The sequence below is a fragment of the Pseudomonas sp. WMBT8 genome, from assembly GCF_050916005.1.
Classification (GTDB): domain Bacteria; phylum Pseudomonadota; class Gammaproteobacteria; order Pseudomonadales; family Pseudomonadaceae; genus Aquipseudomonas.
In genome coordinates this window covers 993,460-1,018,395 of the sequence record NZ_CP188096.1, presented here as the reverse complement: position 1 = coordinate 1,018,395, position 24,936 = coordinate 993,460, and the positions used below count along the sequence as shown (strand labels likewise).

Annotated in this window: 29 protein-coding genes and 1 tRNA gene; 24 read left to right on the top strand and 6 right to left on the bottom strand. The window is 59.7% G+C overall.

Going from position 1 to position 24,936, the window contains the following annotated elements; genetic code table 11:
- Genes ACO77H_RS04360 through ACO77H_RS04320 form a run of 9 tightly spaced genes read left to right on the top strand, consistent with a single transcriptional unit; the run spans position 1 to position 7,710 of the window.
- Positions 1-936, top strand: coding sequence for a MerR family transcriptional regulator (locus ACO77H_RS04360; protein ID WP_169954870.1), 936 nt, complete (start codon positions 1-3; stop codon positions 934-936).
- Entirely contained in the window at positions 937-2,382 is a 1,446-nt protein-coding gene (gene phrB / locus ACO77H_RS04355; RefSeq protein WP_432755050.1) for a deoxyribodipyrimidine photo-lyase, read from the top strand.
- Positions 2,375-2,797, top strand: coding sequence for a nuclear transport factor 2 family protein (locus ACO77H_RS04350; protein WP_169954868.1), 423 nt, complete (start codon positions 2,375-2,377; stop codon positions 2,795-2,797). Before phrB ends, ACO77H_RS04350 begins: the two co-directional genes overlap by 8 nt.
- Entirely contained in the window at positions 2,794-3,576 is a 783-nt protein-coding gene (locus ACO77H_RS04345; protein WP_170043033.1) for an SDR family NAD(P)-dependent oxidoreductase, read from the top strand. Before ACO77H_RS04350 ends, ACO77H_RS04345 begins: the two co-directional genes overlap by 4 nt.
- Positions 3,573-4,820: an NAD(P)/FAD-dependent oxidoreductase gene (locus tag ACO77H_RS04340; protein WP_432755049.1), complete on the top strand. Its 1,248-nt coding sequence runs from the start codon at positions 3,573-3,575 to the stop codon at positions 4,818-4,820. Before ACO77H_RS04345 ends, ACO77H_RS04340 begins: the two co-directional genes overlap by 4 nt.
- A complete protein-coding gene (locus ACO77H_RS04335) occupies positions 4,817-5,620 on the top strand; it encodes a DUF1365 family protein (protein WP_169954865.1) in 804 nt (267 codons plus the stop codon). Before ACO77H_RS04340 ends, ACO77H_RS04335 begins: the two co-directional genes overlap by 4 nt.
- The gene (locus tag ACO77H_RS04330; protein ID WP_432755048.1) at positions 5,607-6,878 is read left to right on the top strand and encodes a class I SAM-dependent methyltransferase; all 1,272 of its coding nucleotides are present in this window, start codon (positions 5,607-5,609) and stop codon (positions 6,876-6,878) included. The genes ACO77H_RS04335 and ACO77H_RS04330 overlap by 14 nt, the downstream gene beginning before the upstream one ends.
- A complete protein-coding gene (locus ACO77H_RS04325; RefSeq protein ID WP_432755047.1) occupies positions 6,871-7,350 on the top strand; it encodes a DUF2878 domain-containing protein in 480 nt (159 codons plus the stop codon). Before ACO77H_RS04330 ends, ACO77H_RS04325 begins: the two co-directional genes overlap by 8 nt.
- A 54-nt stretch (positions 7,351-7,404) precedes the next feature.
- Complete coding sequence (locus ACO77H_RS04320; protein ID WP_169954862.1) at positions 7,405-7,710, top strand: YkgJ family cysteine cluster protein; 306 nt, start codon at positions 7,405-7,407, stop codon at positions 7,708-7,710.
- A gap of 122 nt (positions 7,711-7,832) precedes the next feature.
- On the opposite strand, the gene ACO77H_RS04315 is transcribed toward ACO77H_RS04320, so the two are convergent.
- The 6 genes from ACO77H_RS04315 to hemA form a co-directional block, all read right to left on the bottom strand.
- Entirely contained in the window at positions 7,833-8,351 is a 519-nt protein-coding gene (locus ACO77H_RS04315) for an acyloxyacyl hydrolase (protein ID WP_432755046.1), read from the bottom strand.
- A 113-nt stretch (positions 8,352-8,464) separates the two neighbouring features.
- The gene (gene murI / locus ACO77H_RS04310; RefSeq protein ID WP_169954860.1) at positions 8,465-9,259 is read right to left on the bottom strand and encodes a glutamate racemase; all 795 of its coding nucleotides are present in this window, start codon (positions 9,257-9,259) and stop codon (positions 8,465-8,467) included.
- Positions 9,252-10,007 carry a molybdopterin-synthase adenylyltransferase MoeB gene (locus ACO77H_RS04305; protein ID WP_432755045.1) on the bottom strand — a complete coding sequence of 252 codons (756 nt, stop codon included), beginning with the start codon at positions 10,005-10,007 and terminating at the stop codon, positions 9,252-9,254. Before ACO77H_RS04305 ends, murI begins: the two co-directional genes overlap by 8 nt.
- Positions 10,001-10,831, bottom strand: coding sequence for a peptide chain release factor N(5)-glutamine methyltransferase (gene prmC, locus ACO77H_RS04300; protein ID WP_169954858.1), 831 nt, complete (start codon positions 10,829-10,831; stop codon positions 10,001-10,003). Before prmC ends, ACO77H_RS04305 begins: the two co-directional genes overlap by 7 nt.
- Positions 10,832-11,914, bottom strand: coding sequence for a peptide chain release factor 1 (prfA, locus tag ACO77H_RS04295; RefSeq protein ID WP_169954857.1), 1,083 nt, complete (start codon positions 11,912-11,914; stop codon positions 10,832-10,834).
- Positions 11,911-13,200 carry a glutamyl-tRNA reductase gene (gene hemA / locus ACO77H_RS04290; protein ID WP_169954856.1) on the bottom strand — a complete coding sequence of 430 codons (1,290 nt, stop codon included), beginning with the start codon at positions 13,198-13,200 and terminating at the stop codon, positions 11,911-11,913. Before hemA ends, prfA begins: the two co-directional genes overlap by 4 nt.
- A 182-nt stretch (positions 13,201-13,382) precedes the next feature.
- Here hemA and ACO77H_RS04285 point away from each other — a divergent pair, with 182 nt between their 5' ends.
- From ACO77H_RS04285 to ACO77H_RS04215, 15 genes are all read left to right on the top strand, one after another.
- Positions 13,383-15,107 (top strand): tetratricopeptide repeat protein, encoded by a 1,725-nt coding sequence (locus tag ACO77H_RS04285; protein ID WP_170043037.1) that lies wholly within the window; start codon positions 13,383-13,385, stop codon positions 15,105-15,107.
- 4 nt (positions 15,108-15,111) lie between these two features.
- Positions 15,112-15,729 (top strand): lipoprotein insertase outer membrane protein LolB, encoded by a 618-nt coding sequence (lolB, locus tag ACO77H_RS04280; protein WP_070996768.1) that lies wholly within the window; start codon positions 15,112-15,114, stop codon positions 15,727-15,729.
- 1 nt (position 15,730) lies between these two features.
- Positions 15,731-16,579: a 4-(cytidine 5'-diphospho)-2-C-methyl-D-erythritol kinase gene (ispE, locus tag ACO77H_RS04275; protein ID WP_170043038.1), complete on the top strand. Its 849-nt coding sequence runs from the start codon at positions 15,731-15,733 to the stop codon at positions 16,577-16,579.
- 36 nt (positions 16,580-16,615) lie between these two features.
- A tRNA-Gln gene (locus ACO77H_RS04270) sits at positions 16,616-16,690 on the top strand.
- Between the two features lie 45 nt (positions 16,691-16,735).
- Positions 16,736-17,677 carry a ribose-phosphate pyrophosphokinase gene (locus ACO77H_RS04265; protein WP_003171603.1) on the top strand — a complete coding sequence of 314 codons (942 nt, stop codon included), beginning with the start codon at positions 16,736-16,738 and terminating at the stop codon, positions 17,675-17,677.
- A gap of 138 nt (positions 17,678-17,815) precedes the next feature.
- On the top strand, positions 17,816-18,415 hold the full coding sequence (locus ACO77H_RS04260; protein ID WP_169954853.1) for a 50S ribosomal protein L25/general stress protein Ctc: 600 nt from the start codon (positions 17,816-17,818) through the stop codon (positions 18,413-18,415).
- 168 nt (positions 18,416-18,583) lie between these two features.
- Entirely contained in the window at positions 18,584-19,168 is a 585-nt protein-coding gene (pth, locus tag ACO77H_RS04255; protein WP_003208389.1) for an aminoacyl-tRNA hydrolase, read from the top strand.
- Between the two features lie 22 nt (positions 19,169-19,190).
- A complete protein-coding gene (gene ychF / locus ACO77H_RS04250; RefSeq protein WP_099167955.1) occupies positions 19,191-20,291 on the top strand; it encodes a redox-regulated ATPase YchF in 1,101 nt (366 codons plus the stop codon).
- A 425-nt stretch (positions 20,292-20,716) separates the two neighbouring features.
- A complete protein-coding gene (locus ACO77H_RS04245; RefSeq protein ID WP_432755044.1) occupies positions 20,717-21,640 on the top strand; it encodes a sigma 54-interacting transcriptional regulator in 924 nt (307 codons plus the stop codon).
- Between the two features lie 46 nt (positions 21,641-21,686).
- Positions 21,687-22,031: a hypothetical protein gene (locus tag ACO77H_RS04240; protein ID WP_169954852.1), complete on the top strand. Its 345-nt coding sequence runs from the start codon at positions 21,687-21,689 to the stop codon at positions 22,029-22,031.
- 310 nt (positions 22,032-22,341) lie between these two features.
- Entirely contained in the window at positions 22,342-22,500 is a 159-nt protein-coding gene (locus tag ACO77H_RS04235) for a type III secretion system rspB (RefSeq protein WP_169954851.1), read from the top strand.
- A 6-nt stretch (positions 22,501-22,506) separates the two neighbouring features.
- Entirely contained in the window at positions 22,507-23,301 is a 795-nt protein-coding gene (gene sctJ, locus ACO77H_RS04230) for a type III secretion system inner membrane ring lipoprotein SctJ (protein ID WP_169954850.1), read from the top strand.
- A 34-nt stretch (positions 23,302-23,335) separates the two neighbouring features.
- Positions 23,336-23,851, top strand: coding sequence for a type III secretion protein (locus tag ACO77H_RS04225; protein ID WP_432755043.1), 516 nt, complete (start codon positions 23,336-23,338; stop codon positions 23,849-23,851).
- Positions 23,852-23,856: 5 nt separating this feature from the next.
- Positions 23,857-24,447 (top strand): type III secretion system stator protein SctL, encoded by a 591-nt coding sequence (gene sctL, locus ACO77H_RS04220; protein WP_169954849.1) that lies wholly within the window; start codon positions 23,857-23,859, stop codon positions 24,445-24,447.
- A 94-nt stretch (positions 24,448-24,541) separates the two neighbouring features.
- A complete protein-coding gene (locus ACO77H_RS04215) occupies positions 24,542-24,760 on the top strand; it encodes a hypothetical protein (protein WP_169954848.1) in 219 nt (72 codons plus the stop codon).
- The last annotated feature ends 176 nt before the right edge of the window (positions 24,761-24,936 follow it).

The following is a 24,936-nucleotide window of genomic DNA, read 5'->3' as shown; positions in this document are numbered from 1 at the left end:
ATGAATGCTTCCCTGCACCACCCCACCCACCCCGTCGAAGACGTCGCCCAGGCCCTGGAACAAGGCTGGCTGCCGATTCGCGAAGTGGCGCGCCAGACCGGGGTCAACGCCGTGACCCTGCGTGCCTGGGAACGGCGCTATGGCCTGATCGTGCCGCAGCGCACGCCCAAGGGCCATCGGCTGTTCAACACCGAGCATGTGCAGCGCATCCAGGCCATCCTGACCTGGCTCAACCGTGGCGTGCCGGTCAGCCAGGTCAAGCAGTTGATCGACAGCGCCCAGCCGGTGGACGACAGCGGCGAAAACGAATGGCAGGGCCTGCGCCAGACCCTGGTGCAAGCCATCAGCCAACTGGCCGAGCGCCGGGTCGATGATGTGTTCAACCAGGCCATGGCCCTCTACCCGCCGCGCACCCTGTGCGAGCAACTGTTGCTGCCTCTGCTCAAGGAACTGGAACAGCGCTGGCAAGGCCAGTTCGGCGCGCAGATGGAGCGGGTGTTTTTCCACTCTTGGCTGCGCAGCAAATTTGGCGCGCGGATGTATCACAACAATCGCCAACTCAGTGGCTCCCCGTTATTGCTGATCAACCATTGCGACCTGCCGCTGGAGCCGCACCTGTGGTTGAGCGCCTGGTTGGCCAGCAGCGCCGATTGCCCGGTGGAAGTCTTCGACTGGCCGTTGCCCACCGGCGAACTGGCCCTGGCGGTCGAACACCTGCAACCACGCGCCGTGGTGCTCTACTCCAGCAAGGCCATCAATCTGGCGGCGCTGCCGAAACTCTTGAGCGGCAGTAGTTGCCCAATCCTCCTCGCCGGACCAACGGTGTGCATCCACCAGGCCGAGTTGGCGGTATTAACCCAAGACATCCCTGAACTGTTGCTGGCCGAAGACCCGTTGTCGGCCCATCAGCTCCTGATCCAGCGTGGGCTTCTTTAAATGCACCTGATCTGGCTGCGCAGCGACCTGCGCCTACATGACAACACCGCCCTCGCTGCTGCCTGCCAGCGTGGGCCGACGGCGGCGGTGTACCTGATCACGCCGCAGCAATGGCTGGCCCATGACGATGCGCCGTGCAAAGTCGACTTTTGGCTGCGCAACCTCAAGTGTCTGGGCCTGGCCCTGGGTGAATTGAATATCCCACTGCTGATCCGCCACGCGGATACATGGGATCAAGTGCCACAGGTATTGGTCGAGCTGTGCCAGGCCTTGGCGGTCGAGACCGTCCACGCCAACGAAGAGTACGGGATCCACGAAAGCCGGCGTGATGCCGCCGTAGCCCAGGCCCTGGAAGCACAAGGGGTGGATTTTTACAGTTACCTGGACCAACTGCTGTTCCAACCCGGCAGCGTACTGACCAAGACCGGCACCTACTTCCAAGTGTTCAGCCAGTTTCGCAAGGTCTGTTACAACCGCCTGCACAGTGCCCTGCCACGCCGGGTGCCGACGCCCAAGGCCCAGGCGGCCTTGGCACTGGCCAGCGACGAGGTTCCCGAACAGGTCAGAGGATTCATCCCGCCCAGCGACACCCTGCGCGCCCTGTGGCCGGCCGGTGAAGACGAGGCACAGCGGCGCCTCGGGCAATTTGCCGATGCCCAGATCAGCTACTACAAGGACGAACGCGACTTTCCGGCCAAGCCCGGCACCAGCCAACTCTCCGCGTACCTCGCTGCTGGCGTGGTATCGCCGCGCCAGTGCCTGCATGCGGCGCTGCAAAGCAATCAGGGCGAATTCGAAAGCGGCGATATCGGTGCAATCACCTGGATCAACGAGCTGCTGTGGCGTGAGTTCTACAAACATATTCTGGTGGGCTACCCACGGGTGTCGCGCCATCGTGCCTTTCGCCCGGAAACCGAAGCCGTGGCCTGGCGCCACGCCCCCGCCGACCTGGCCGCCTGGCAAGAGGCGCGCACCGGCCTGCCGATCATCGACGCCGCGATGCGCCAGCTCCTGGAAACCGGCTGGATGCATAACCGCCTGCGCATGGTGGTGGCGATGTTCCTGACCAAGAACCTTTTGATCGACTGGCGCGAGGGTGAGCGCTTTTTTATGCGGCACCTGATCGACGGCGACCTGGCGGCCAATAACGGCGGCTGGCAGTGGAGTTCGTCCACCGGTACCGACTCGGCGCCGTATTTCCGCATTTTCAGCCCGTTGAGCCAGTCCGAGAAATTCGACGGCGAAGGACGTTTTATCAAGCAGTGGCTGCCGCAACTGGCGGGATTGAACAAAAAGCAAGTGCACAACCCCGACGCCGTCGGCGGCCTGTTTGGCGTGGCCGACTACCCACGGCCCATCGTCGACCTGAAGTCTTCCCGCGAGCGGGCGCTGGCGGCCTTTCGTGCCCTGCCCCCGCGCCAGGCGGCAGGAGGTGGGTATGAGTGATTTCCTGCGCCAGTTTGCCGAGTCTTTCGCCGGTCTTAACAAACACAACCTGCACCGGCTCGACAGCCTGTACAGCCAGGACATATCGTTTAGCGATCCACTGCACCAGGTCCACGGCATCAGCGCGCTGAATGCGTATTTCGCCGAGCTTTACAGCAACGTCAATCAACTGCATTTTGACTTCCACGGCTTCGACCACGTGGCCGAAGGCGAGGGTTATCTACGCTGGACCATGAGTTTCTGCCACCCGCGCCTGGCGGGCGGCCAACAGATTCAGGTGCAAGGCTGCTCCCACCTGCTATGGCACGACAAGGTCTACCGGCACCGCGATTACTTTGATGCTGGAGCGCTGCTTTACGAACACCTGCCGGTACTTGGCCGGCTGGTCCGTTGGTTGAAAGGGAGAATGGCATGAGCCTGAAATCGCCACGCCGTTATTGGCTGACAGGAGCAAGCAGTGGCATCGGTGCCGCCCTGGCCGAAGAGTTGCTCGGCAGTGGCGCGCAGGTGGCGCTGAGTGCACGTTCCAAGGCGCCGCTGGAACAACTGGCCCAACGTTACCCCGGCCAAGTGCTGGTGGTGGCCGGAGACTTGACCAACAGCCAGGTCGTACGGGAAATCGGCGAGCAGATCGCACAGACCTGGGGCGCCCTGGACACCGTGATCCTGAATGCCGGTACCTGCGAGTACGTGGATGCCCGGCAGTTCGATGCGTCGATTATCGAACACGTGGTGCGCACCAACCTGCTGGCCAGCAGTTATTGCATCGAAGCCGCGCTGCCGCTGCTGCGTGCCGGTCACACCCCGCACCTGGTGGGGGTCGCCAGTGCCGTCACCTACCTGCCGATGCCCCGCGCAGAAGCCTATGGCGCGTCCAAGGCCGGCCTGCGCTACTTGTTCGAATCCCTGCGCATCGACCTGTCTCCCGAAGGCATTGATGTCACGGTAGTCAGCCCCGGTTTCGTCGATACGCCACTGACCGAACGCAACGATTTCCCCATGCCCCTGAGCTGGCCGGCCGACAAGGCCGCGCGGCATATTTTCGGCAAACTGGAAAAACGCCCGCTGGAAATCGCCTTCCCAGCGCTGTTCATCGCCACACTGTGGCCACTGTCGAAACTGCCGAACCGCGCGCAACTGATCATCGGCAAACGCATGCTGCGCAGCCCGCCGCCGCAGAAGGACGACCTGTGAAGATCGCCATAATCGGCAGCGGTATTTCCGGGCTGACCAGTGCCTATCTGCTCAGCCGCCGTCACGACATCACGGTGTTCGAAGCCGCCGACCGGATTGGCGGCCATACCCATACGGTAGACGTGACCGTCGAGGGCACGCGGTATGCGGTGGACACCGGGTTTATTGTGTTCAACGACTGGACCTACCCCAACTTCATCCGCCTGCTGGGGCAGATCGGCGTGCCGTTCAAGCCGACCGAAATGAGTTTTTCGGTGTGCGACCCTGAGGAAAATGTCGAGTACAACGGCAACAACCTCAACAGCCTGTTCGCCCAGCGCAGCAATCTCCTGTCCCCGGGTTTCTGGGGCATGTTGCGCGACATCCTGCGTTTCAATCGCCAGGCGCCCCTGGATTTGCAGGAGCAGCGCATCAGCGCACAGATGACCCTGGGCGAATACTTGCAGGCGGGCAACTACGGCCCGCGGTTTATCCGCCACTACATCGTGCCCATGGGCGCAGCCATCTGGTCGATGCCCCTGGCGGACATGCTCGGGTTCCCGCTGCAGTTCTTCGTGCGGTTCTTCAAGAACCACGGCTTGCTGTCGGTGAACAATCGGCCGCAGTGGTGCGTGATCGAGGGTGGCTCCAGTCGTTACATCGAGCCGCTGACCCGCTCGTTTGGCCAGCAGATCCGCCTCAACTGCCCGGTGCAAAAAGTCGAGCGCACGCCAGAAGGCGTGGTTATCCACAGTGCCGATGGCCGTGAAATTTTCGACAAGGTCGTCTTCGCCTGCCACAGCGACCAGGCCCTGGCCCTGCTGGACGATCCCAGCCAGGCGGAGCAGCAGATTCTTGGGGCGATAACCTACGCCGACAATGACGTGGCCCTGCACACCGACACCCGCTTGCTGCCCGATCGCCCCCTGGCCTGGGCCAGCTGGAACTATCGGATGGACGCCAGCACGCACAAGCCGGCAGCCGTCACCTATGCCATGAACATCCTGCAAGGCATCGACAGCCCCACCACCTTTTGTGTGAGCCTCAATCAGACGGCGATTATCAACCCGCTGAAGATTCTCGCCCGCTATACCTATGCCCATCCGCAATACAGCCTGGCGGCAGTGGCGGCGCAAGCGCGCTGGGAAGAACTGCATGGCACCCGGCACACCTATTATTGCGGGGCCTACTGGGCCAGCGGTTTTCATGAAGATGGCGTGGTCAGCGCCCTGCGCGTGGCCCAAGCCTTTGGGGAAACCCTGTGAACAGCGCGCTCTACAGCGGCTGGATCGCCCACCGGCGCTTCACCCCCAAAGGCCATGCCTTTCGCTATCGCATTGGCCTGCTGTACCTGGATCTGAGCGAACAGGAACAGGTGCTGGGGCTGTCGCCCTTAGCAGGTCATGGCCGCTTCGCGCCCTTTGCGTTTCGCCAGCAGGATTACCTGCGTGAATTGACCCGCGACGGCACCTGCTTGATCGATGCCGTGCGCCAAGTGGTCGGCACGGCGCTGGGGCATACCCCCCAGGGCAACATCTGCCTGCTGACCCAGGCCCGCAGTTGGGGCCTGGCGTTCAACCCGGTGAGTTTCTTCTATTGCTTTGAGGCCGACGGGCAACTGGCGGCGATTGTCTGTGAAGTGACCAACACGCCATGGCGCGAGCGTTATCACTACGTGCTGCCGGCCCAGGCCCTGGCGGTTGGCGAGCATCAGCATTTCGCGGTGGCCAAGGCGTTTCATGTGTCGCCGTTTTTGCCCCGAGACCTGGAATACCGCATGAGCTTCAGCCCGCCGAGCCAGCGCCTGGGCGTGCATATGGCCGACTGGCAAGGCGAGACCAAGGTGTTCGATGCCACCTTGAGCCTGCAACGCGAAGCCCTCGACCGCGCCAGCCTGCATCGCTACTTGCGGCGCTTTCCGTGGATGACCGCCAAGACCTGCCTGGCCATCTACTGGCAAGCGCTGCGCCTGCTCTTTAAACGCACACCGATTTTTCCCCATCAGGCCGCCGATGGCGCCTGTGCAATTGGCTATCCCAAGGATCGTCGCCATGAAATCCCCTAGCTTATCGGTCAAATCCAACCGCCTGAACGTCAACGGCCTGACCGGCGCGCTGTTGCGCAAAGCCGTGCTGCGCCAACTCGGCAAGCTGCGCCATGGCCAACTGGTGGTGATCGAGGACGGCGAGCGCCAGGTGTTCGGCGCACGGGAAGCGCACTTGCTGGGGGAGATCCAGATCCTCGACCCGGCGGTGTGGGGCCTGGTGGCCGCCAACGGTTCCATCGGCGCCGGCGAGGCGTTTATCCATGGGTTCTGGAGCAGCCCGGACCTGACCGCCGTGGTGCGCGTGATGGTCAGCAACCTCGATGTACTGGACGCCCTCGAAGGCGGCCTGGCCAAGCTGGCCCGCCCACTCACCCAAGGCCTGCACTGGCTCAATCGCAACACCCGCAAGGGCTCGCAAAAAAACATCGCCGCCCATTACGACCTGGGTAACGACCTGTTCCAGGAGTTTCTTGACCCGACCATGATGTATTCGGCGGCGCAGTTCCTTACCGCCGACGACACGCTGGAGCAGGCACAACTTAACAAGCTGGAGCGCATTTGCCAGAAACTGGCACTCAAGCCATCGGACCACCTGCTGGAAATCGGCACCGGCTGGGGCAGCATGGCCCTGTATGCAGCGCAGCAGTACGGCTGCCGGGTCACCACGACCACCTTGTCCAAGGAGCAATTTGCCTACACCGAACAGCGCATCCAGGCCTTGGGACTACAGGACCAGGTGACGCTGCTATTGCAGGACTACCGCGACCTGAGCGGGCAGTACGACAAGCTGGTGTCCATCGAAATGATCGAGGCCGTGGGCCATCGTTTCCTGCCCACCTACTTCAAGCAATGCGCGCACTTGCTCAAGAGCGACGGGTTGATGCTGTTGCAGGCCATCACCATTCGCGAACAACGTTATGAACAGGCCAAGGGCAGCGTCGACTTCATCCAGCGCTACATCTTCCCCGGCGGTGCCTTGCCCTGTGTGCAGAAGATGTTGCAGATCGTCAGCCGCGACACCGATATGAACCTGTTGCACATGGAGGATTTCGGCCTGCATTACGCGCGAACCTTGCGCTTGTGGCATGAGAACTTTCGCCGCGCCCACGGTCGACTGACGGAACTGGGCTACGACGAATACTTCCTGCGGTTGTGGGAGTTCTACCTGTGCTACTGCGAAGGCGGCTTTATGGAACGCACCATCGGCACCGCGCAGTTGCTGCTGGCCAAGCCCTGCGCGGTGACACAACCGTTGCTCGGGCGCTTCAATGCTTAAAAACCTGGCCAATGCCGCGTTGTTCCAGTGCGGTTGGTTTGCCTGTGTGATCGGTGGTGACAGCCTGTGGTTTTTGGTCGGGCTGGGCGTGCTGGCGGTCCACCTGCTGTGGATAACTTCGTGGGCCGTTGAGTGGCGGTTGATCTTGAGCGTGACCGTGCTGGGCACCCTGCTGGACACGCTGCTGCGCACGCTCGGGGTGTTTGAATTCAGTGATCCAGGCCCGTTGATTCCTGCGTGGCTGATCCTGCTGTGGGCGCTGCTGGCGACCACCCTACGCCACTGCCTGGCCTGGAGCGCCCGGCCCTGGTGGCGCGCAAGCCTGCTCGGAGCTGCGGGCGGGCCGCTGTCGTACTACGCCGGCAGCCAGTTGGCCGGTGTGAGCTTCGGCTTTGCCACCGTGCCAACCCTGGTGGCAATCGCGCTGCTGTGGGCTGTGGTATTTCCTGGCCTGCACCGGCTCGCGCGCTGACGTTTGTCAGAGCTTTCACACGCGCTAGACCGGCTTGCCTTACACTGCGCGCCTATGACCACCATCCCTCACACCCAAATCACCGAACCTGCCGTCACCTGCTCCACGTGCGCAGCCTGCTGCTGCCAGCTGGAAGTCATGCTGATCACCGACACTGGCGTGCCTGATCGCTTTATCGATACGGACGATTGGGGCGGCGAAGTCATGCTGCGCCTGGACGACGGCTGGTGCGCGGCGTTGGATCGCGACACGATGATGTGCACGATCTATGAGAAACGACCGCTGATTTGCCGGGAATTCGAGATGGGCGCGCCGGAGTGCCTTGAAGAGCGCCTGGGGATTGCGACGGTCTACCGCTGATCCCAGGGCAAATGTGGGAGCTGGCTTGCCTGCGATAGCATCACCTCGGTTTGTCTGAAGCACCGAGTCGTCTGCATCGCGGGCAAGCCCGCTCCTACATGGGTTCTGCTGTGCTGGGAAAATCAGAGCGGCATGGTGTAGTTCAACGAATAGCTCTCGATACCATCGTTGTGGCTGCTGATGCCAGCGTTGGAATAGTGGGTGGCACGGATCCCCACCTGGTGCCCACCGGCAAAGCGCAAGCCAAAGCCCAGGCGGTCTTCGAACTGGAAAGCGCCGCCAATGTTGTTGTCTTCGACCCGGCTGCGTGAGAACAGCGCCACGCCGATCCCCGCTTCGATGTAGGGTTTGACCGACTCACCGGCAAATTCATACACAAACACCGGCGAAAACGACAGGCTGCTGACACTCGCCCGTTCGTCACCGTCCCAGAAGGTATAAGCGCCGCTCCAGTAGCCAGTCAGGCGCCCCACATTGCTCTGCCACCAGCTCTTGTCCCAGTCCGATTGCAGGCCAAGACGATAAGTCATGGTCGAATCGCTGGTATGCCCCACCGCAAACTCCAGGCCGGCAGCCTGGGCCGAAACCGAGTGTCCCACCACGACGGCCGCAATCGCAGCCAAACAGAACAAGCGCCTCATAAGAAACATCCTTTCCAAACGAAGTTGTATGGTTTTGTACTGCTCATCAAGAGCTATAGAAATCACGGACAACGCAGAAGTTCAGCCGGAAAACCCGCTATTTCACGAATTTTTCACAGGGCGAAGCTTCGCACAACGCCGCTGAATTTCCATAGTGTGGGTAGGATATTTCTGAGATGTTGCGGATCACCGCTGGTCCACAACTGCGCGGCCCGAGGATTGCCCTCGGCCAGCAGCTGACGCTCACCCAGCAGGCGTTGCAGTTGGCGCGCCACGGCCGCCCCGGTGTCGATCAGGATGATCGACGGTGGCAGCATCGTCGCCAGCAGTGGCTTGAGGAAAGGATAGTGAGTGCAACCAAGGATGATGGTGTCGCATCCGGCCTCGACCAGCGGCGCGACATAACCTTGCAGCATCTGGCGCAGCGCCGGGCTGTCCAGGTCGCCGGCTTCGATCAGCTCCACCAGCCCCGGGCATGGCTGGGTAATCACCCGCACGTCGGTGGCAAAACGATCCAGCAGCGCAGCGAACTTGGCACTTTGCAGGGTGCCCGTAGTGGCCAGCACCCCGACCACACCGCTGCGGGTTGCGGCGGCGGCTGGCTTGACCGCTGGCTCCATGCCCACCAGCGGCCAGTCCGGGTAATCACTGCGCAAATCCGCGACCGCCGCCACGGTTGCCGTGTTGCAGGCAATCACAAAGGCCTTGGCGCCCTGCCCACGGAAAAACTCTGCCACCACCCGCGAACGTTCGCGAATGAATGCAGGGGTTTTCTCGCCATAGGGGATATGCCCGCAATCCGCCACGTACAGCAGCGATTCATGGGGCAACAACCGATGAATTTCGTCCAGCACCGACAGACCGCCGACACCGGAGTCGAACACACCAATCGGTGCATCCTTAACCATGCTGGCTACCGCAGACGCTGCAACCGGGATCGCGCTTGACCCGCAGTTCGCGAAAACGTGTGCCCAGGGCGTCGATCAGCAGCAGGCGCCCAACCAGCGGTGTGCCAAAACCGGCCAGCAGCTTCAGGGCTTCCAGGGCTTGCAGGCTGCCGACCAACCCCACCAGCGGGCCGGCGACGCCGGCTTCGCTGCAGGTCAATTCGGTATCGCTGCCGTGCCCATATAAACAGTGGTAGCACGGGCTTTCCGGGCGGCGCGGGTCGAACACCGAGAGCTGGCCTTCGAGGCGAATCGCCGCGCCGCTGACCAGGGGCTTGCCAGCCGCCACGCACGCCGCGTTCACCGCCTCACGGGTGGTGAAGTTGTCACAGCAGTCGAGCACCAGGTCCACATCGGCCACGACGGCGGCCAGCGAGTCGGCGTCCAGCGCCGTGCGATGGGCAATCAGCCGGATCTCGGGGTTGATCGCGCTCAGGCGGCGGATGGCCGAGTCCACCTTGCTCAGGCCAACGCTGTCGGTGTCGTGGATGATCTGGCGTTGCAGGTTGGTCAGGTCGACGGTATCAAAGTCCGCCAGATGCAGCTCACCCACGCCGGCAGCCGCCAGGTACAGCGCCACCGGGGCACCGAGGCCGCCGAGACCGACGATCAGCACGCGGCTGTTTTTCAGGCGCAACTGGCCGTCGATGTCCACCTGTTGCAACAGGATCTGTCGGCTATAGCGCAACAGCTCCTGATCGGTCAGCACGGCCGGCGCCCCAGGCTGATGCGCTCGTGGCCGCCGAGGTCGATACGGCTGTGGACCTCTTCGAAACCTTGGGTCAGCAGCAAGTCACGCACGGCCGGGGCCTGGTCATAACCGTGTTCGAGCAGCAACCAGCCACCAGCCTCCAGGTGCTGCGGCGCCTGGGCGATGATCAGGCGCAGGTCGTCCAGGCCATCGTGGCCGGCCACCAGTGCGCTGGCCGGCTCGAAACGCACATCGCCCGCCACCAGGTGCGGATCGCTGTCGGCAATGTAGGGCGGGTTGCTGATGATCAGGTGATAGGTGTGATCTTTCAGGGCGCTGAACCAGTGACTGTTAAGCACCGTGACGTTATCCAGGTGCAAGCGCTGGCGATTGCGCTCGGCCAGGGCCACCGCTTCGAGCACACGATCCACCGCCGTCACGCGCCAGGCCGGGCGCTCGCTGGCCAGGGCCAAGGCGATGGCGCCGCTGCCGGTGCCGAGGTCCAGGACAGTGGCCGGGGTGGCGGGCAACAACTCCAGGGCTGCTTCCACCAGCAACTCGGTGTCCGGGCGCGGGATCAGGGTGTGCGGCGCGACTTCCAGGTCGAGCTTCCAGAAGCCTTGCTGGCCGAGGATATAGGCCACCGGCTCACCGCTGCGGCGACGTTGCAGGTAATCGGCAAAGCGCAGCGCGTCTTCGCTGTTGACGATTTTTTCCGGCCAGGTGTGCAGGTAGCTGCGGGACTTGCCCAGGGCAGCGGCCAGCAGCAATTCGGCGTCCAGGCGGGCGGTAGGCGAATCTGGCAGGTCGGCGGCGCGCAACAAGCTGGCAATAATGGTCATTTATTCACCTATCGCGGCCAGTTGGTCGGCCTGGTATTCGGCGAGCAACGGCTCGATCACTGCGTCCACGCCACCGGCAAGGATTTCGTCCAGGGAATACAGGGTCAGGTTGACCCGGTGGTCGGTGACCCGGCCCTGGGCGTAGTTATAGGTGCGAATGCGCTCGGAGCGGTCACCCGAGCCCACCAGCAACTTGCGCTCGCTGGCAATTGCGTTGGCCGCGGCGCTGGTCTGCTGGTCGTTGAGCTTGGCCGACAACCAGGACATGGCCCGCGCCCGGTTCTTGTGCTGGGAACGCTCTTCCTGGCACTCCACCACAATGCCGGACGGCAAGTGGGTGATGCGGATCGCCGAGTCAGTCTTGTTGACGTGCTGGCCACCGGCGCCCGATGAGCGATAAGTGTCGACGCGCAAGTCCGCCGGGTTGATTTCGATGGCTTCCTGCTCGTCCGGTTCTGGCAATACCGCCACGGTGCAGGCCGAGGTGTGGATACGGCCCTGGGACTCGGTGGCGGGCACACGTTGTACGCGGTGCGCGCCGGATTCGAACTTCAGCTTGCCGTAGACGTTCTCGCCTTCGACGCGGGCGATGATTTCCTTGTAGCCGCCGTGCTCGCCTTCGTTCTCGGAGAGGATTTCCACGCGCCAGCCGCGCCGCTCGGCATACCGCGAATACATGCGAAACAGGTCGCCGGAGAAGATCGCCGCCTCATCACCGCCGGTGCCGGCGCGGATTTCCAGGAAGACGTTGCGCCCATCGTTAGGGTCTTTGGGCAGCAGCATGCGTTGCAGGTCGCCTTCGAGTTCGACGAGCTTTTCCTTGGCTTCGCGGACTTCTTCCACGGCCATTTCACGCATGTCCGGGTCGCTGTCCTTGAGCAGCGCCTGGGCGCCTTCGAGGTCGGCCTGCACTTTGAGCAGTTGCGAATAGGTGGTCACGATCGGCTCAACTTCGGCGTATTCCTTGGAATAGGCACGGAACTTGGTCTGATCGGAAATAACCTCGCCGTCGCCGAGCAAGGCGGTCAGTTCTTCGAAACGGTCCTGGAGCACGTCCAGTTTATTGAGCAGTGACGCTTTCATTGCAGTTTTTTATCCGAAGAGCTGTCTGACGCGCCCTCACCGAGGGCAAAGAGTTCCTGGGCCATGGCCAGCGCATCGAGGCGGCCTTCGGCTGTCAGTTTTTTAAGCTGTACGCTGGGAGCATGCAACAGCTTGTTGGTGAGGCCACGGGCCAATTGCATCAAGATATCTTCAGCATTGCCGCCATTGGCCAGCAGGCGCTGGGCCTTGATCAATTCCTCGTCACGCAGGCGCTCGCCTTGCTGGCGATAGGCCTTGAGCACATCCACCGCGGCCAGCTCGCGCAGGCGCACCATGAAGTCATCGGCGCCGATCGCGACCATTTCCTCGGCGGCCTGGGCAGCGCCCTGGCGGCTCTTGAGGTTTTCGGCGACCACTTCGTGCAGGTCGTCGACGCTATAGAGGTAAACGTCGTCCAACTCGCCGACTTCCGGCTCGATATCCCGGGGAACGGCGATATCCACCATGAAAATCGGCTTGTGCTTGCGCAGCTTCAGCGCGCTTTCTACCGCGCCCTTGCCAAGGATCGGCAACTGGCTGGCGGTGGAGCTGATGACGATATCGCTGCGCACCAGTTCCGCCGGGATGTCGGCGAGCAACACCGCGTGGGCGCCGAACTCTTCGGCCAGGATGCTGGCGCGCTCCAGGGTTCGGTTGGCCACCACAATCCGCTTGACCCCCAGGTCATGCAGGTGCCGGGCGACCAGGGTGATGGTCTCGCCGGCGCCGATCAGCAAGGCCTGGCTGCGTTGCAGGTCGCTGAAGATCTGCTTGGCCAGGCTGACAGCGGCGAATGCCACGGAGACCGGGTTTTCGCCAATCGCCGTATCGGTACGCACCTGCTTGGCCGAATTGAAGGTGGCCTGGAACAGACGCCCCAGCAACGGCCCCACGGTCCCGGCTTCACGGGCCACGGCGTAGGCCGATTTCATCTGGCCGAGGATCTGCGGCTCGCCCAAAACCAGGGAGTCGAGCCCGGATGCCACACGCATCATGTGACGAACTGCCGCATCATCTTCATGCACATAAGCGCTGGCGCGCAGGTCATCCAGGCTCAAATGATGGTAATCAGCCAGCCAGCGCAGCACCCCATCCGACGAAAGATGTTCCTGCTCTATATAGAGCTCACTGCGATTGCAGGTGGAAAGGATCGCAGCTTCGCGGCTGTCGGTGAGCCGGCACAGCTGCTGCAAAGCCTCAACCAACTGCTCCGGGGTAAACGCCACGCGCTCGCGGACGTCTACAGAAGCAGTCTTGTGGTTGATACCCAGAGCAAGGAAGGCCATTCAATATCGCTGATGATGTCGAGAAGCCGACAATTGTCCTACTTCGACTCATCCAGAACAACCACCGTCGTCTATTGTCCTAATGCCTTGTGTCTATAAAGGCGCCAATTGAGACTCGGTTATGTTTGGCCGAGGGCTTGTGTCATGATGATCCGACCGCAGGTTAGTCGTCCTCTTCCTATATGAATAGATCTTCCGCGTTGCTCCTTGCCCTTGCCTTCCTCGGCGGCTGCCAGTCCATGGCCCCCGTATCGCCGCAGAATCCTGCGCCGGTGGAAGACAGCACCCCCGCCCCTGAAAAACCCAAGGTTTATTCCTCGTTCAGCGAAGAAACAGTGTTCAGCCTGCTGAGCGCGGAGCTGGCCGGCCAGCGCAATCGTTTCGACATTGCCCTGGATAACTACGTGACCCAGGCCATCAACACCCAGGACCCAGGGATCTCCGAGCGCGCGTTTCGCATCGCCGAGTACCTGGGCGCCGACCAGGCCGCCCTGGATACCGCGCTGATCTGGGCGAAAAACGCCCCGGACGACCTGGAAGCCCAGCGCGCCGCGGCGATCCAACTGGCACGTGCCGGGCGCTACGACGACTCCATGGTCTATATGGAGAAAGTCTTGCAGGGCAAGGGCGACACCCATTTCGACTTCCTCGCCCTGTCGGCCGCCGACACCGACCAGGACACCCGCGATGGCCTGATGAAGAGTTTCGACCGCCTGCTGCAAAAGCACCCAAGCAATGGCCAGTTGGTCTTTGGCAAGGCGCTGCTGCTGCAACAGGATGATGAACCGCAAGCGGCTCTCAAGCTGCTGGAGCAGAACCCGCCGGAAGAAGGTGAAATCGCCCCGCTGCTGCTGCGCGCACGCCTGCTGCAAAGCCTCAATCGCGGCAAGGAAGCCTTGCCCCTGCTGCAAAAAAGCATCAAGAAGTATCCGGACGACAAGCGCCTGCGCCTGACCTACGCTCGCATGCTGGTGGAACAGGACCGCATGGAAGACGCCAAGGTCGAGTTCGCCAGCCTGGTCCAGCAATACCCGGACGATGACGAATTGCGTTACTCCCTGGCACTGGTCTGCCTGGAAGCCAAGGCCTGGGAAGAAGCCAAGGGCTACCTGGAAGACCTGATCGCGCGGGAAAGCCATGTCGATTCGGCCCACCTGAACCTGGGGCGCATCGCCGAGGAACGGGATGACCCGCAAGGCGCACTGATCGAATACGCCCAGGTCGGCCCCGGCAATGACTATCTGCCGGCACAACTGCGCCAGGCCGATATCCTGATGAATAACGGCCGCACCGACGAAGCCGAAAAACGCCTGGCCGCTGCCCGTGATGCCGAGCCGGACTACGCTATCCAGCTGTATCTGATCCAGGCCGAAACCTTGTCGGCCAACAATCAGGGGGAGCGCGCCTGGAAAATCCTCGCCCAGGCCCTGCTGCAATACCCCGACGACCTGAACCTGCTGTACACCCGCGCCATGCAGGCCGAAAAACGCAATGACCTGGCCCAGATGGAAAAAGACCTGCGCCTGATCATCAAGCGCGACCCGGACAATGCCATGGCACTGAACGCCCTGGGCTACACCTTGTCAGACCGTACGACGCGCTATGCCGAGGCCAAGGCCCTGATCGAACAGGCCCACCAGCTCAACCCGGAAGACCCGGCGGTGCTCGACAGCCTGGGCTGGGTGAATTACCGCCTGGGCAACCTCGACGAGGCCGAACGCCTGCTGCGTCAGGCCCTGGAGCGGTTCCCCGACCAGGAAGTCGCCGCGCACCTGGGCGAAGTGCTCTGGGCCAAAGGCAACCAGCGCGAAGCCCGACAAATCTGGGCCAAGTTCCTCAAGGAACAACCCGACAGCCCTATCCTGCGCAGCACCATCAAGCGCCTGACCGGATCCGAGACTCTTTAATTCTATGTTTTTGCGCCACGCCATCGTTTTCAGTTTTATCGCCTTGCTCGCCGGTTGTGCGGGCTTCGGTGCCCGTGAGTCCGTCGAAGGCCAGGGCAACCCGGCTCAATGGCGACAGCACAAGGATCAGCTCAGCAGCATTGATGGCTGGCAGATCGAGGGCAAGATCGGGGTTCGCGCACCGAAGGATTCGGGCAGCGGCACCTTGTTCTGGCTGCAACGCCAGGACTATTACGACATCCGCCTCTCCGGCCCCCTGGGCCGTGGCGCTGCACGCCTGACCGGTCGACCGGGGCAGGTGAGCCTCGAGGTGGCCAACCAGGGCCGCTATGAAGCGCCGTCACCGGAGGCCTTGCTCGAAGAGCAGGTCGGCTGGAAGCTGCCAGTCTCGCACCTGGTCTGGTGGGTTCGCGGGCTGCCCGCACCTGACAGCAAGAGCCGCCTGAGCCTCAATGGCGACAGTCGCCTGGCCACCCTGGAACAGGATGGCTGGCAGGTTGAATACTTGAGCTACGTAGAACAAAGCGGCTACTGGCTGCCCGAACGTATCAAGCTGCACGGTTCCAACCTTGATGTCACGCTGGTGATCAAGGACTGGCAACCACGCAAACTGGGGCAGTGACATGACTGAACGCCTGACGCTGCCGTCCCCGGCCAAGCTCAATTTGATGCTGCACATCCTCGGTCGTCGTGAAGACGGCTACCACGAGTTGCAGACGCTGTTTCAATTTCTCGACTACGGCGACGAGATGACCTTCGCCGTGCGCGACGATGGCGTGATTCAACTGCACACCGAATTTGCCGATGTGCCCCACGACAGCAATCTGATCGTGAAGGCCGCAAAAAAACTTCAGCAGCAATCCGGTTGTACGCTGGGCATCGATATCTGGATCGATAAAATCCTGCCCATGGGCGGCGGCATCGGCGGCGGCAGCTCGAATGCCGCGACCACCCTGCTCGGTCTCAATCACTTATGGCAACTGGGTTGGGACGAAGATCGCCTGGCCGCACTGGGCCTGACCCTGGGCGCCGACGTCCCGGTTTTTGTGCGTGGACACGCCGCATTTGCTGAGGGTGTCGGGGAAAAACTCACACCCGTAGACCCCGAAGAGCCGTGGTATGTCGTGCTTGTTCCGCAAGTATCTGTAAGTACAGCAGAAATTTTTTCAGATCCGTTGTTGACACGTAACTCTTCTCCCATTAAAGTGCGCCCCGTTCCCAAGGGAAACAGTCGAAATGACTGCTTACCGGTGGTAGCAAGGCGTTATCCAGATGTACGTAACGCTTTGAATTTGTTAGGTAAATTTACCGAAGCAAAACTCACCGGAACTGGAAGTTGTGTGTTTGGGGGCTTCCCAAACAAAGCTGAAGCTGATAAAGTCTCGGCCCTTCTTACAGAGACCCTTACAGGGTTTGTAGCAAAGGGAAGCAACGTTTCGATGTTGCATCGCAAGTTGCAAAGTCTGCTCTAAAGGAACCGAGTACTGGGTACTCGTTGCAACAGATACAGGGGCGTCGCCAAGCGGTAAGGCAGCAGGTTTTGATCCTGCCATGCGTTGGTTCGAATCCAGCCGCCCCTGCCATTTTCTATACTCATCCAGGTTACCCTCAGCCTCTAGGTACTGCGCGTGTCCAAGATGATGGTCTTTACGGGGAATGCCAACCCCGATCTGGCTCGGCGTGTTGTACGTCAGCTGCATATCCCTCTCGGTGACATCTCTGTCGGTAAATTTTCCGACGGCGAGATTACAGCCGAGATCAATGAAAATGTCCGCGGTAAAGATGTTTTCATTATTCAGCCGACTTGCGCTCCGACCAACGATAACCTGATGGAACTCGTCGTGATGGCTGATGCCTTCCGCCGCTCCTCAGCGACTCGAATCACAGCTGTAATCCCTTACTTTGGTTATGCCCGTCAGGATCGCCGTCCGCGTTCTGCACGTGTGGCTATCAGCGCGAAAGTCGTCGCTGACATGCTGACCGTGGTAGGTATCGACCGTGTTCTCACGGTTGACCTGCACGCTGACCAAATCCAGGGGTTCTTCGATATTCCAGTAGATAACATCTACGGCTCCCCCGTCCTGGTGGATGACATCGAAGACCAGCGCTTTGAAAACCTGATGATCGTGTCCCCGGACATTGGTGGCGTCGTGCGTGCACGGGCTGTTGCCAAATCCCTGGGCGTGGACCTCGGGATCATCGACAAACGCCGTGAGAAAGCCAATCACTCTGAAGTGATGCATATCATCGGTGATGTCGAAGGGCGTACCTGTATTCTGGTCGATGACATGGTCGATACCGCCGGCACCCTGTGCCACGCGGCAAAAGCCTTGAAAGAGCACGGTGCGGCTAAAGTCTTCGCCTACTGCACACACCCTGTGCTGTCGGGCCGAGCGATCGAGAACATCGAGAACTCCGTGCTGGACGAACTGGTGGTGACCAACACCATCCCGTTGTCCGCAGCTGCTCAAGCCTGTGCGCGTATCCGTCAACTGGATATCGCCCCGGTTGTTGCTGAGGCGGTTCGCCGTATCAGCAATGAAGAATCGATCAGCGCGATGTTCCGCTAAGGGTCAAACCTTGGCAGCATCAACCTGACGAAAAGCGCCCCGCCCCAGCACTCTGCTGGGGCGGGGCTTTTTTGCCCATATCGCCTTTAGCGCTGGTCGCAAACGCTGGGGCGAATGTGGTTATTTTGGAGATACAACATGAACGATTTTACTTTGAATGCTGAAGTGCGTTCCGACCTGGGGAAAGGTGCGAGCCGCCGCCTGCGTCGTCTCGCAAGCCTGGTTCCAGCTGTAGTCTACGGTGGCGAAAAAGCCCCTGAATCCATCAGCATGCTGGCTAAAGAAATTGCCAAACTGCTCGAAAACGATGCGGCCTACAGCCACATCATCGAGCTGAACGTAGGTGGCAAAAAGCAGAACGTCATCATCAAGGCCCTGCAACGTCACCCAGCTAAAGGCCACGTGCTGCACGCTGACTTCGTACGCGTTGTAGCCGGTCAGAAACTGACCGCTATCGTACCTGTGCACTTCGTTGGCGAAGCTGCTCCGATCAAGAAAGGCGGCGAAATCTCGCACGTTGTAGCCGAGATCGAAGTGACCTGCCTGCCGAAAGACCTGCCTGAGTTCATCGAAGTCGACCTGTCGGCTGCTGAAATCGGCGACATCATCCACCTGTCCGACCTCAAGGCGCCTAAAGGCGTTGAGTTCGTCGCACTGGCTCACGGTGATGACAAAGCTGTTGCAAACGTTCACGCTCCGCGCGTTGCACCAGAAGCTGAAGAAGGCGCTGCAGAGTAATTCACTCTGTAATGCCGGAGCTTGAGGAAACATCGCGGACCGAAACGTAGCGAGAAAGCGGGCGATAACGCGGCGTTTACTCTTGAGTAAATGATCTCTTGTTGTCCACTTTCGCCGCCCGTTGGTTGCGGCGATGTTATCCACAACTCCAAAGGAAGGGCCCCTGTCGTGACTGCCATTAAACTGATCGTTGGCCTGGGAAATCCAGGCGCCGAATACGAACAGACCCGGCATAACGCGGGGGCCCTTTTTGTTGAGCGGATCGCCCACGCCCAAGGTGTAAACCTTGTGGCCGATCGCAAATATTTTGGCCTGACCGGACGCTTCTCGCATCAGGGTCAGGATGTTCGTCTACTGATTCCCACCACCTACATGAACCGCAGCGGCCAGGCTGTCGCGGCGCTTGCGGGCTTCTTCCGGATCAAACCCGAGGAAATCCTGGTGGCCCATGACGAACTGGACCTGCCACCCGGCGTTGCCAAGCTCAAGCAAGGCGGCGGCCACGGCGGTCATAATGGCCTGCGCGACATCATCGCGCAGTTGGGCAATCAGAATACGTTCTACCGCCTGCGGCTCGGCATTGGCCACCCAGGCGTTGCCAGTATGGTTTCAAATTTCGTCCTGGGTCGTGCGCCACGCGCCGAACAGGAAAAACTCGATGCCAGCATCGATTTTGCCCTCGGCGTGCTGCCGGATATCTTCGCCGGTGAATGGAACCGTGCGATGAAAAACCTGCACAGCCAGAAGGCCTGACTCTTATCCGAGGGGAAACACCATGGGATTCAATTGCGGCATCGTCGGCCTACCTAACGTCGGCAAGTCCACCCTGTTCAACGCCCTGACCAAGTCCGGTATTGCGGCGGAGAACTTCCCCTTCTGCACCATCGAACCCAACACCGGTATCGTGCCAATGCCCGATCCGCGTCTGGAAGCCCTGGCGGCCATCGTCAATCCCAAGCGCATCCTGCCGACCACCATGGAGTTCGTCGACATCGCCGGCCTGGTGGCTGGCGCGTCGAAAGGTGAAGGCCTGGGCAACAAGTTCCTCGCCAACATCCGTGAAACCGATGCCATCGCCCACGTGGTCCGCTGCTTTGAAGACGAGAACGTGATCCACGTCTCCAACAGCGTCGACCCGAAACGCGATATCGAGATCATCGACCTGGAACTGATCTTCGCCGACCTCGACAGCTGCGAAAAGCAACTGCAAAAGGTCACGCGCAACGCCAAGGGCGGCGACAAGGACGCAGTGGTCCAGAAGGCCCTGCTTGAGCAGCTGATCGCACACTTCACCCTGGGCAAGCCTGCACGCAGCCTGATGAAGAGCATGAGCACCGACGAAAAGGCCGTGATCAAAGGCTTCCACCTGCTGACCACCAAGCCTGTGATGTACATCGCCAACGTGGCTGAAGACGGTTTTGAAAACAACCCGCTGCTCGACGTGGTCATGGCCATTGCCGAAGAAGAAGGCGCGATGGTTGTACCGGTGTGCAACAAGATCGAAGCGGAAATCGCCGAACTGGAAGACGGCGAAGAGAAAGACATGTTCCTCGAGGCCCTGGGCCTGGAAGAGCCTGGCCTGAACCGCGTGATCCGTGCGGGCTACGAAATGCTGCACCTGCAGACCTACTTCACTGCCGGTGTCGAAGAAGTGCGTGCCTGGACCGTCAAGGTTGGCGCTACCGCACCACAGGCTGCGGGTGTGATCCACACCGACTTCGAAAAAGGCTTTATCCGCGCCGAAGTGATCGCCTACAACGACTTCATCCAGTTCAAGGGCGAAGCCGGGGCCAAGGAAGCCGGCAAATGGCGCCTGGAAGGCAAGGAATACATCGTCAAGGATGGCGATGTGATGCACTTCCGCTTCAACGTATAACGCTTCACCGGCGGCCTATGCCCCCACAAAAAAAGCCGATGCCCAGCATCGGCTTTTTTTATGGCCGCACCAATAACGATACCGATCTCCAACAGCTCAAGCGCCCCATGAAACATCAAGCAATCGTTAAATATTTTTAATAAAGACATCTAAAAAACAGGACGCAACCACTTCAAGCATGAGATTTGCCTAATCAATAACATTCATAAATCATTTAAGACTTCTCCTACCAACAGCTACAAATAACCTTCCTACAAAAACTTGAATATTTCCCAAGAACAACGCCCTAAACACTTAAAGCACAACAGCGGCGCATTCCAACATCCTTTCGCGATGACAACCTGGATATTTTGCGGTCTACTGGTCAATATCATTCGCTAATTCAAACAATAGTGAAGCGACAACTCTATTGGAGCAATAGCAATATGTCGGCCTCCTATCAGAACGAAGTTGAAACAGATACACCATTCAACGAATACCCAGACATCGAAACAACTATCATAAATACCGCCCCGCTCAACATTGACATGCTGCTGCTGGGGGAAACGGGGACGGGTAAGGACACCTTGGCGCAACGTGTTCATTGCTTATCGGGGCGGCGGGGGAATTTCGTCGCACTCAACTGTGCGGCAATACCGGAGAGCCTTGCCGAAAGCCAACTGTTCGGTGTCAACAGCGGGGCCTACACAGGGGCGATGCAGTCACGTGCAGGTTCTGTCGAGGCCGCGCACCTGGGGACCTTGTATCTTGACGAAATAGACAGCATGCCGCTGACCCTGCAGGCCAAATTGCTGCGGGTGTTGGAGTCGCGGGGGGTTGAGCGCCTGGGCTCAACCCGATTTATTCCAGTGGATATGCGCGTGATCGCCTCCGCGCAGCAATCCTTGCATGAGATGGTCGAGCAAGGAGCGTTCAGGCGCGATCTGTACTTTCGCCTGAACGTGGTCAACATCAACCTGCCGCCCCTGCGCGAGCAACGAGATCGCATCATCCCTTTGTTCCTGAAAATGATCCGGCAGGAGGCCGAGTATTTCAAATGCCCTGTGCCGGCCCCCCCCAGCCACCTGTTAACACAATTACTGTGTCACCCCTGGCGGGGGAATGTCCGCGAGCTGCGTTCGACGGCCAAGCGTTTCGTCCTGGGGTTAGCCCCCCTTTGCGTCCCCGAGGCAGAGCGCGCAGACATGAACATGCCTCTCAAGGAGCGGCTACAGCAGATAGAAAAATCCCTGATTGAAGCCTCACTGAACCGCCACGCCCACAACGTCGACGTGGTGGCCATCGAACTAGGCGTTGCCAAGCGCACACTTTATTACCGGATGAAACAACTGGAAATATCACTGACCTGAGTACCTTGCACAACTCACCCGCACGGCGCTGAAAAAGTTACACCTTTTGAAATACACCCTCCAGAAACACGTGGAACGCATACATCTTCTGCGCCACATAAATCATGGAACAGCGAAACTGGATGTGACACACCACCTCTCAGGATCGCCCTATTCCAGTGAGATCAACGTTAAGTACGGAGTAAAAAATATGAGTATCGGTTCTATTGGCTCTTCCGGATCTAACCCTTACGGCAGCGGCGCTGGTGGTATGAGTGTAGAACAGGCCGACGCGGGCCTTGAAGCCGCAGAAGCAAAAAAGAGGGCAGATGGTGTGAAAAACGCTTGGAAAACTGCGGAGAACCAAAATACCGCAGGTATAAAAACAGCCGCTGACGCACTCCGTTTGTAATCAGTCCGGCAGCCCTCTGGCCTTCCTGGTGCTTGACAGCGGGAAGGCCACTTAAAGTCTGCGCTACACCTCCCCTCCTGAGTACTTACGTAATAGGCGCCATATGTTTATAGGAAGAGTAAGTTCTTTTGAAGAGAATAATCTTGCTGGCGCCGCAAGCGCACAAGAATCATCTGTCTCTAGTACCGACGTGAACTTTTTTGCCTCAATCATGGCACCGTCAATGCCGGCAAATTCGGCGACAACTTATACGACGCCACAAAGTATGCTTTCCGAGGCATCAGGCAAACTATCCTCCGTAACCCAACGCATGACCAAAAGTCTGCGTGCCCTGAGTGGCGACGATAAGTTTGACGAAGCGCGCAAATACCCGGACCAACTGTCCGATACGCTATTGCTCACGCATTTACTCGTCAAGAGTGTCGGTAAAACCGCACAATGCGTGGATAAAATCTGCAATCTTCAGTAGATAAACATGACTCGCACCCTGCGTATTGCATTAGTTCTAGCGTTTTCATTTATGCTCAATGCCTGTAGTGAACGTGTCGAACTTCACCGTCAACTCTCTGAGCAGGAAGCCAACGAGGTCCTCGCAGAGTTGGCAGACAAACATATACGCGCCAGCAAAGTTCCCGCCAAAGACGGTGTTGTCGTGATGGTCAACGCATCCGACATCGGGCGCGCCGTACGTACCCTGGATGCAGTGGGATTGCCCAAGGCCGCCCGCGCCACCATGGGCGAGACGTTCCGCAAGGAAGGGGTCATCTCGACCCCGCTTGAGGAACGGGCGCGCTATATCTATGCCTTGTCCCAGGAGCTGGAAACAACGCTGTCGAACATCGACGGAGTCATCGTCGCCCGGGTACACGTGGTGTTGCCCGAGCGAGTCGCACCGGGTGAACCGGTGCAACCCGCCTCCGCATCGGTGTTCATCAAACACGATCCCCGGCTCGACCCCGACAACATCCAGGCCCGTGTGCGCCGGCTGGTTGCCAGCAGTATCCCTGGCATGACCAACACTGCCGAAAACCCGCAAAAATTGACCGTGGTATTCGTCCCGGCAACGGCCTACATGGAGCAGCAACGCCTGGCCTATTTCGGTCCATTCCTGGTTCCCGGGGACGACATTGGATTTTGGCGGGCCAGTGTCACATTCACCCTGATCGTTTTGGTGCTGCTGATTCTCGCTGTAACGTTCTGGCGGATCCGAGGCCAGCGCGTACTGCCGCCGCCATCCCCTAACGCCCCGGCCCACGCGCCCGATGAGTAACCTGGCTTGGGTCCAGTGGTGGGCAACCCCCTGGATGTATTCGCGTGAAGATTGGAGAGCGGCTGATGAACACCCTGCGCTGAATGGGCTGTATCGCAGTCGGCATTCATGGGTAGGCAAGATATACGGCATCGCCCCCTGCCTGCCTCCCCCGCCCCAGCCCACCCTGCTTCAATTGGCGCTCGCCTCGCCGGACCAACTGGACCTGGTGCTGGCATTGGTCGACAGCACGTGTCGCCCGAGCCACGCCAGCCTATTGAATGAAAGCCTCCTCCAGTGGTGCAACCGACTCTCCAAGGCGTTGCCTGCAGATATGTTGTTGCCCGATGACGACCCCCTGCAATTACTACGAACCTGGGTCAGCCCGCCAACCTGGCAGAGAATCAGATTGAGGTTTTCTCGCAGGCGCGTCTTGGAGCTGGAGAAAAACGCCCTTTCGCTGGGCGACTCGTACAGTCGCCTCGATACCCTTTGGCACGCCGTAGTCTGGCGGATTGCAACGATCAACAGCGACGGTAAAGCGCCTTATGCCAAGGACCATGGAGACTGAAAACGATGTTTTGCCGACATAAAATCGACTTGCCCAAAGGTGCCGCTGCCACTCCCGAAACCCTGATCCCCCGCGAAACGCTGGCGGGTTATGCCCAGGCCAACACTGTGTTGGAACACGCCAAGGCCCAGGCCAGGAAATTGCTGAAGTTGGCAGAAAAGCAGCGTGAAAAGCTCCTGGAACAGGCCGGCCTTGAGATCTGGCAACGTGCCGATGCGCAGTTCAAACGCTGGGAAGTCGAGCGCCAGGCGATGTACGACAACCTTGAGCGCTATGCCTCGTCTATCGCCAACCAGGCTATTGATCTGCTGCTCGAAGAAACGCCCCCTGCACAACGCATGGCGGCCCTGATCAAGCAATTGATGGCGAGCCAGGTTCCGCTGGTCAAGGCGGCTTTGCTATGCCATCCACAGGAACTGGAAGCCGCCAGGCACTTCCTGGCCGGCCACAACAATACGCTCTGGGCGTTGCGTGCCGACGATACGGTCAAACCTCAAACACTGCTGCTACAGACCGAAGAGGGAGACTTCTGTATCGGCTGGGCCGCCATGCGCGATAGTTTCCAGGAACAAAGCGACAAGTTCTTGGGCAGCTGATTTTAAACACGCATATGTATCCAAAATAAATGGCTACATCTGGAACCAATTCGAAATACAAACCACAGAGAGGAAACACAAAAGGAGCGAAGCCATGAACTACTACGAAGGTTATAGAGCACGACTTGTACAGGATGCGAAGCTCACTAGAAACGATGTCCGCGACTTGATGGAAGACAACTCTGGATCTGAGGAAGATATGGCTTTGTTCTACGAACTTCTGAGGAAGAATCGCAAATCCGAATACGTTTACACCGAGCATATTAGAGCCAGGCATATGCTGCTCAAGTCTGGCCTGGACAGCGGGCAGTAAATTGAAGGAGCTACTTTGCAACTGGTTGAACAGCCGTACTGAAGAACTAATACTGTTTGAGGATGACGACGAAATAATCCTCAGCCGCGGTTCTGACACCCTGTTACTGCGCGTCCAACTGACCTCAAGCCGGCCTGACAAATCACACCTCTACACCTGGATGCGCCTGGGCAATG

Excerpts from the sequence above, each read along its gene's own strand:
- phrB (WP_432755050.1), top strand. The coding sequence starts at position 937 with ATGCACCTGATCTGGCTGCGCAGCGACCTGCGCCTACATGACAACACC.
- prfA (WP_169954857.1), bottom strand. The coding sequence starts at position 11,914 with ATGAAAGCGTCACTGCTCAATAAACTGGACGTGCTCCAGGACCGTTTC.
- ACO77H_RS04215 (WP_169954848.1), top strand. The coding sequence starts at position 24,542 with ATGAACTACTACGAAGGTTATAGAGCACGACTTGTACAGGATGCGAAG.
- ACO77H_RS04330 (WP_432755048.1), top strand. The coding sequence starts at position 5,607 with ATGAAATCCCCTAGCTTATCGGTCAAATCCAACCGCCTGAACGTCAAC.
- ACO77H_RS04320 (WP_169954862.1), top strand. The coding sequence starts at position 7,405 with ATGACCACCATCCCTCACACCCAAATCACCGAACCTGCCGTCACCTGC.
- prmC (WP_169954858.1), bottom strand. The coding sequence starts at position 10,831 with ATGACCATTATTGCCAGCTTGTTGCGCGCCGCCGACCTGCCAGATTCG.
- ychF (WP_099167955.1), top strand. The coding sequence starts at position 19,191 with ATGGGATTCAATTGCGGCATCGTCGGCCTACCTAACGTCGGCAAGTCC.
- ACO77H_RS04345 (WP_170043033.1), top strand. The coding sequence starts at position 2,794 with ATGAGCCTGAAATCGCCACGCCGTTATTGGCTGACAGGAGCAAGCAGT.
- ACO77H_RS04325 (WP_432755047.1), top strand. The coding sequence starts at position 6,871 with ATGCTTAAAAACCTGGCCAATGCCGCGTTGTTCCAGTGCGGTTGGTTT.
- lolB (WP_070996768.1), top strand. The coding sequence starts at position 15,112 with ATGTTTTTGCGCCACGCCATCGTTTTCAGTTTTATCGCCTTGCTCGCC.
- ACO77H_RS04360 (WP_169954870.1), top strand. The coding sequence starts at position 1 with ATGAATGCTTCCCTGCACCACCCCACCCACCCCGTCGAAGACGTCGCC.
- ACO77H_RS04315 (WP_432755046.1), bottom strand. The coding sequence starts at position 8,351 with ATGAGGCGCTTGTTCTGTTTGGCTGCGATTGCGGCCGTCGTGGTGGGA.
- ACO77H_RS04350 (WP_169954868.1), top strand. The coding sequence starts at position 2,375 with ATGAGTGATTTCCTGCGCCAGTTTGCCGAGTCTTTCGCCGGTCTTAAC.
- sctL (WP_169954849.1), top strand. The coding sequence starts at position 23,857 with ATGTTTTGCCGACATAAAATCGACTTGCCCAAAGGTGCCGCTGCCACT.
- ACO77H_RS04235 (WP_169954851.1), top strand. The coding sequence starts at position 22,342 with ATGACCAAAAGTCTGCGTGCCCTGAGTGGCGACGATAAGTTTGACGAA.
- ACO77H_RS04225 (WP_432755043.1), top strand. The coding sequence starts at position 23,336 with ATGTATTCGCGTGAAGATTGGAGAGCGGCTGATGAACACCCTGCGCTG.
- ispE (WP_170043038.1), top strand. The coding sequence starts at position 15,731 with ATGACTGAACGCCTGACGCTGCCGTCCCCGGCCAAGCTCAATTTGATG.
- ACO77H_RS04260 (WP_169954853.1), top strand. The coding sequence starts at position 17,816 with ATGAACGATTTTACTTTGAATGCTGAAGTGCGTTCCGACCTGGGGAAA.
- ACO77H_RS04245 (WP_432755044.1), top strand. The coding sequence starts at position 20,717 with ATGTCGGCCTCCTATCAGAACGAAGTTGAAACAGATACACCATTCAAC.
- hemA (WP_169954856.1), bottom strand. The coding sequence starts at position 13,200 with ATGGCCTTCCTTGCTCTGGGTATCAACCACAAGACTGCTTCTGTAGAC.
- murI (WP_169954860.1), bottom strand. The coding sequence starts at position 9,259 with ATGGTTAAGGATGCACCGATTGGTGTGTTCGACTCCGGTGTCGGCGGT.
- sctJ (WP_169954850.1), top strand. The coding sequence starts at position 22,507 with ATGACTCGCACCCTGCGTATTGCATTAGTTCTAGCGTTTTCATTTATG.
- ACO77H_RS04285 (WP_170043037.1), top strand. The coding sequence starts at position 13,383 with ATGAATAGATCTTCCGCGTTGCTCCTTGCCCTTGCCTTCCTCGGCGGC.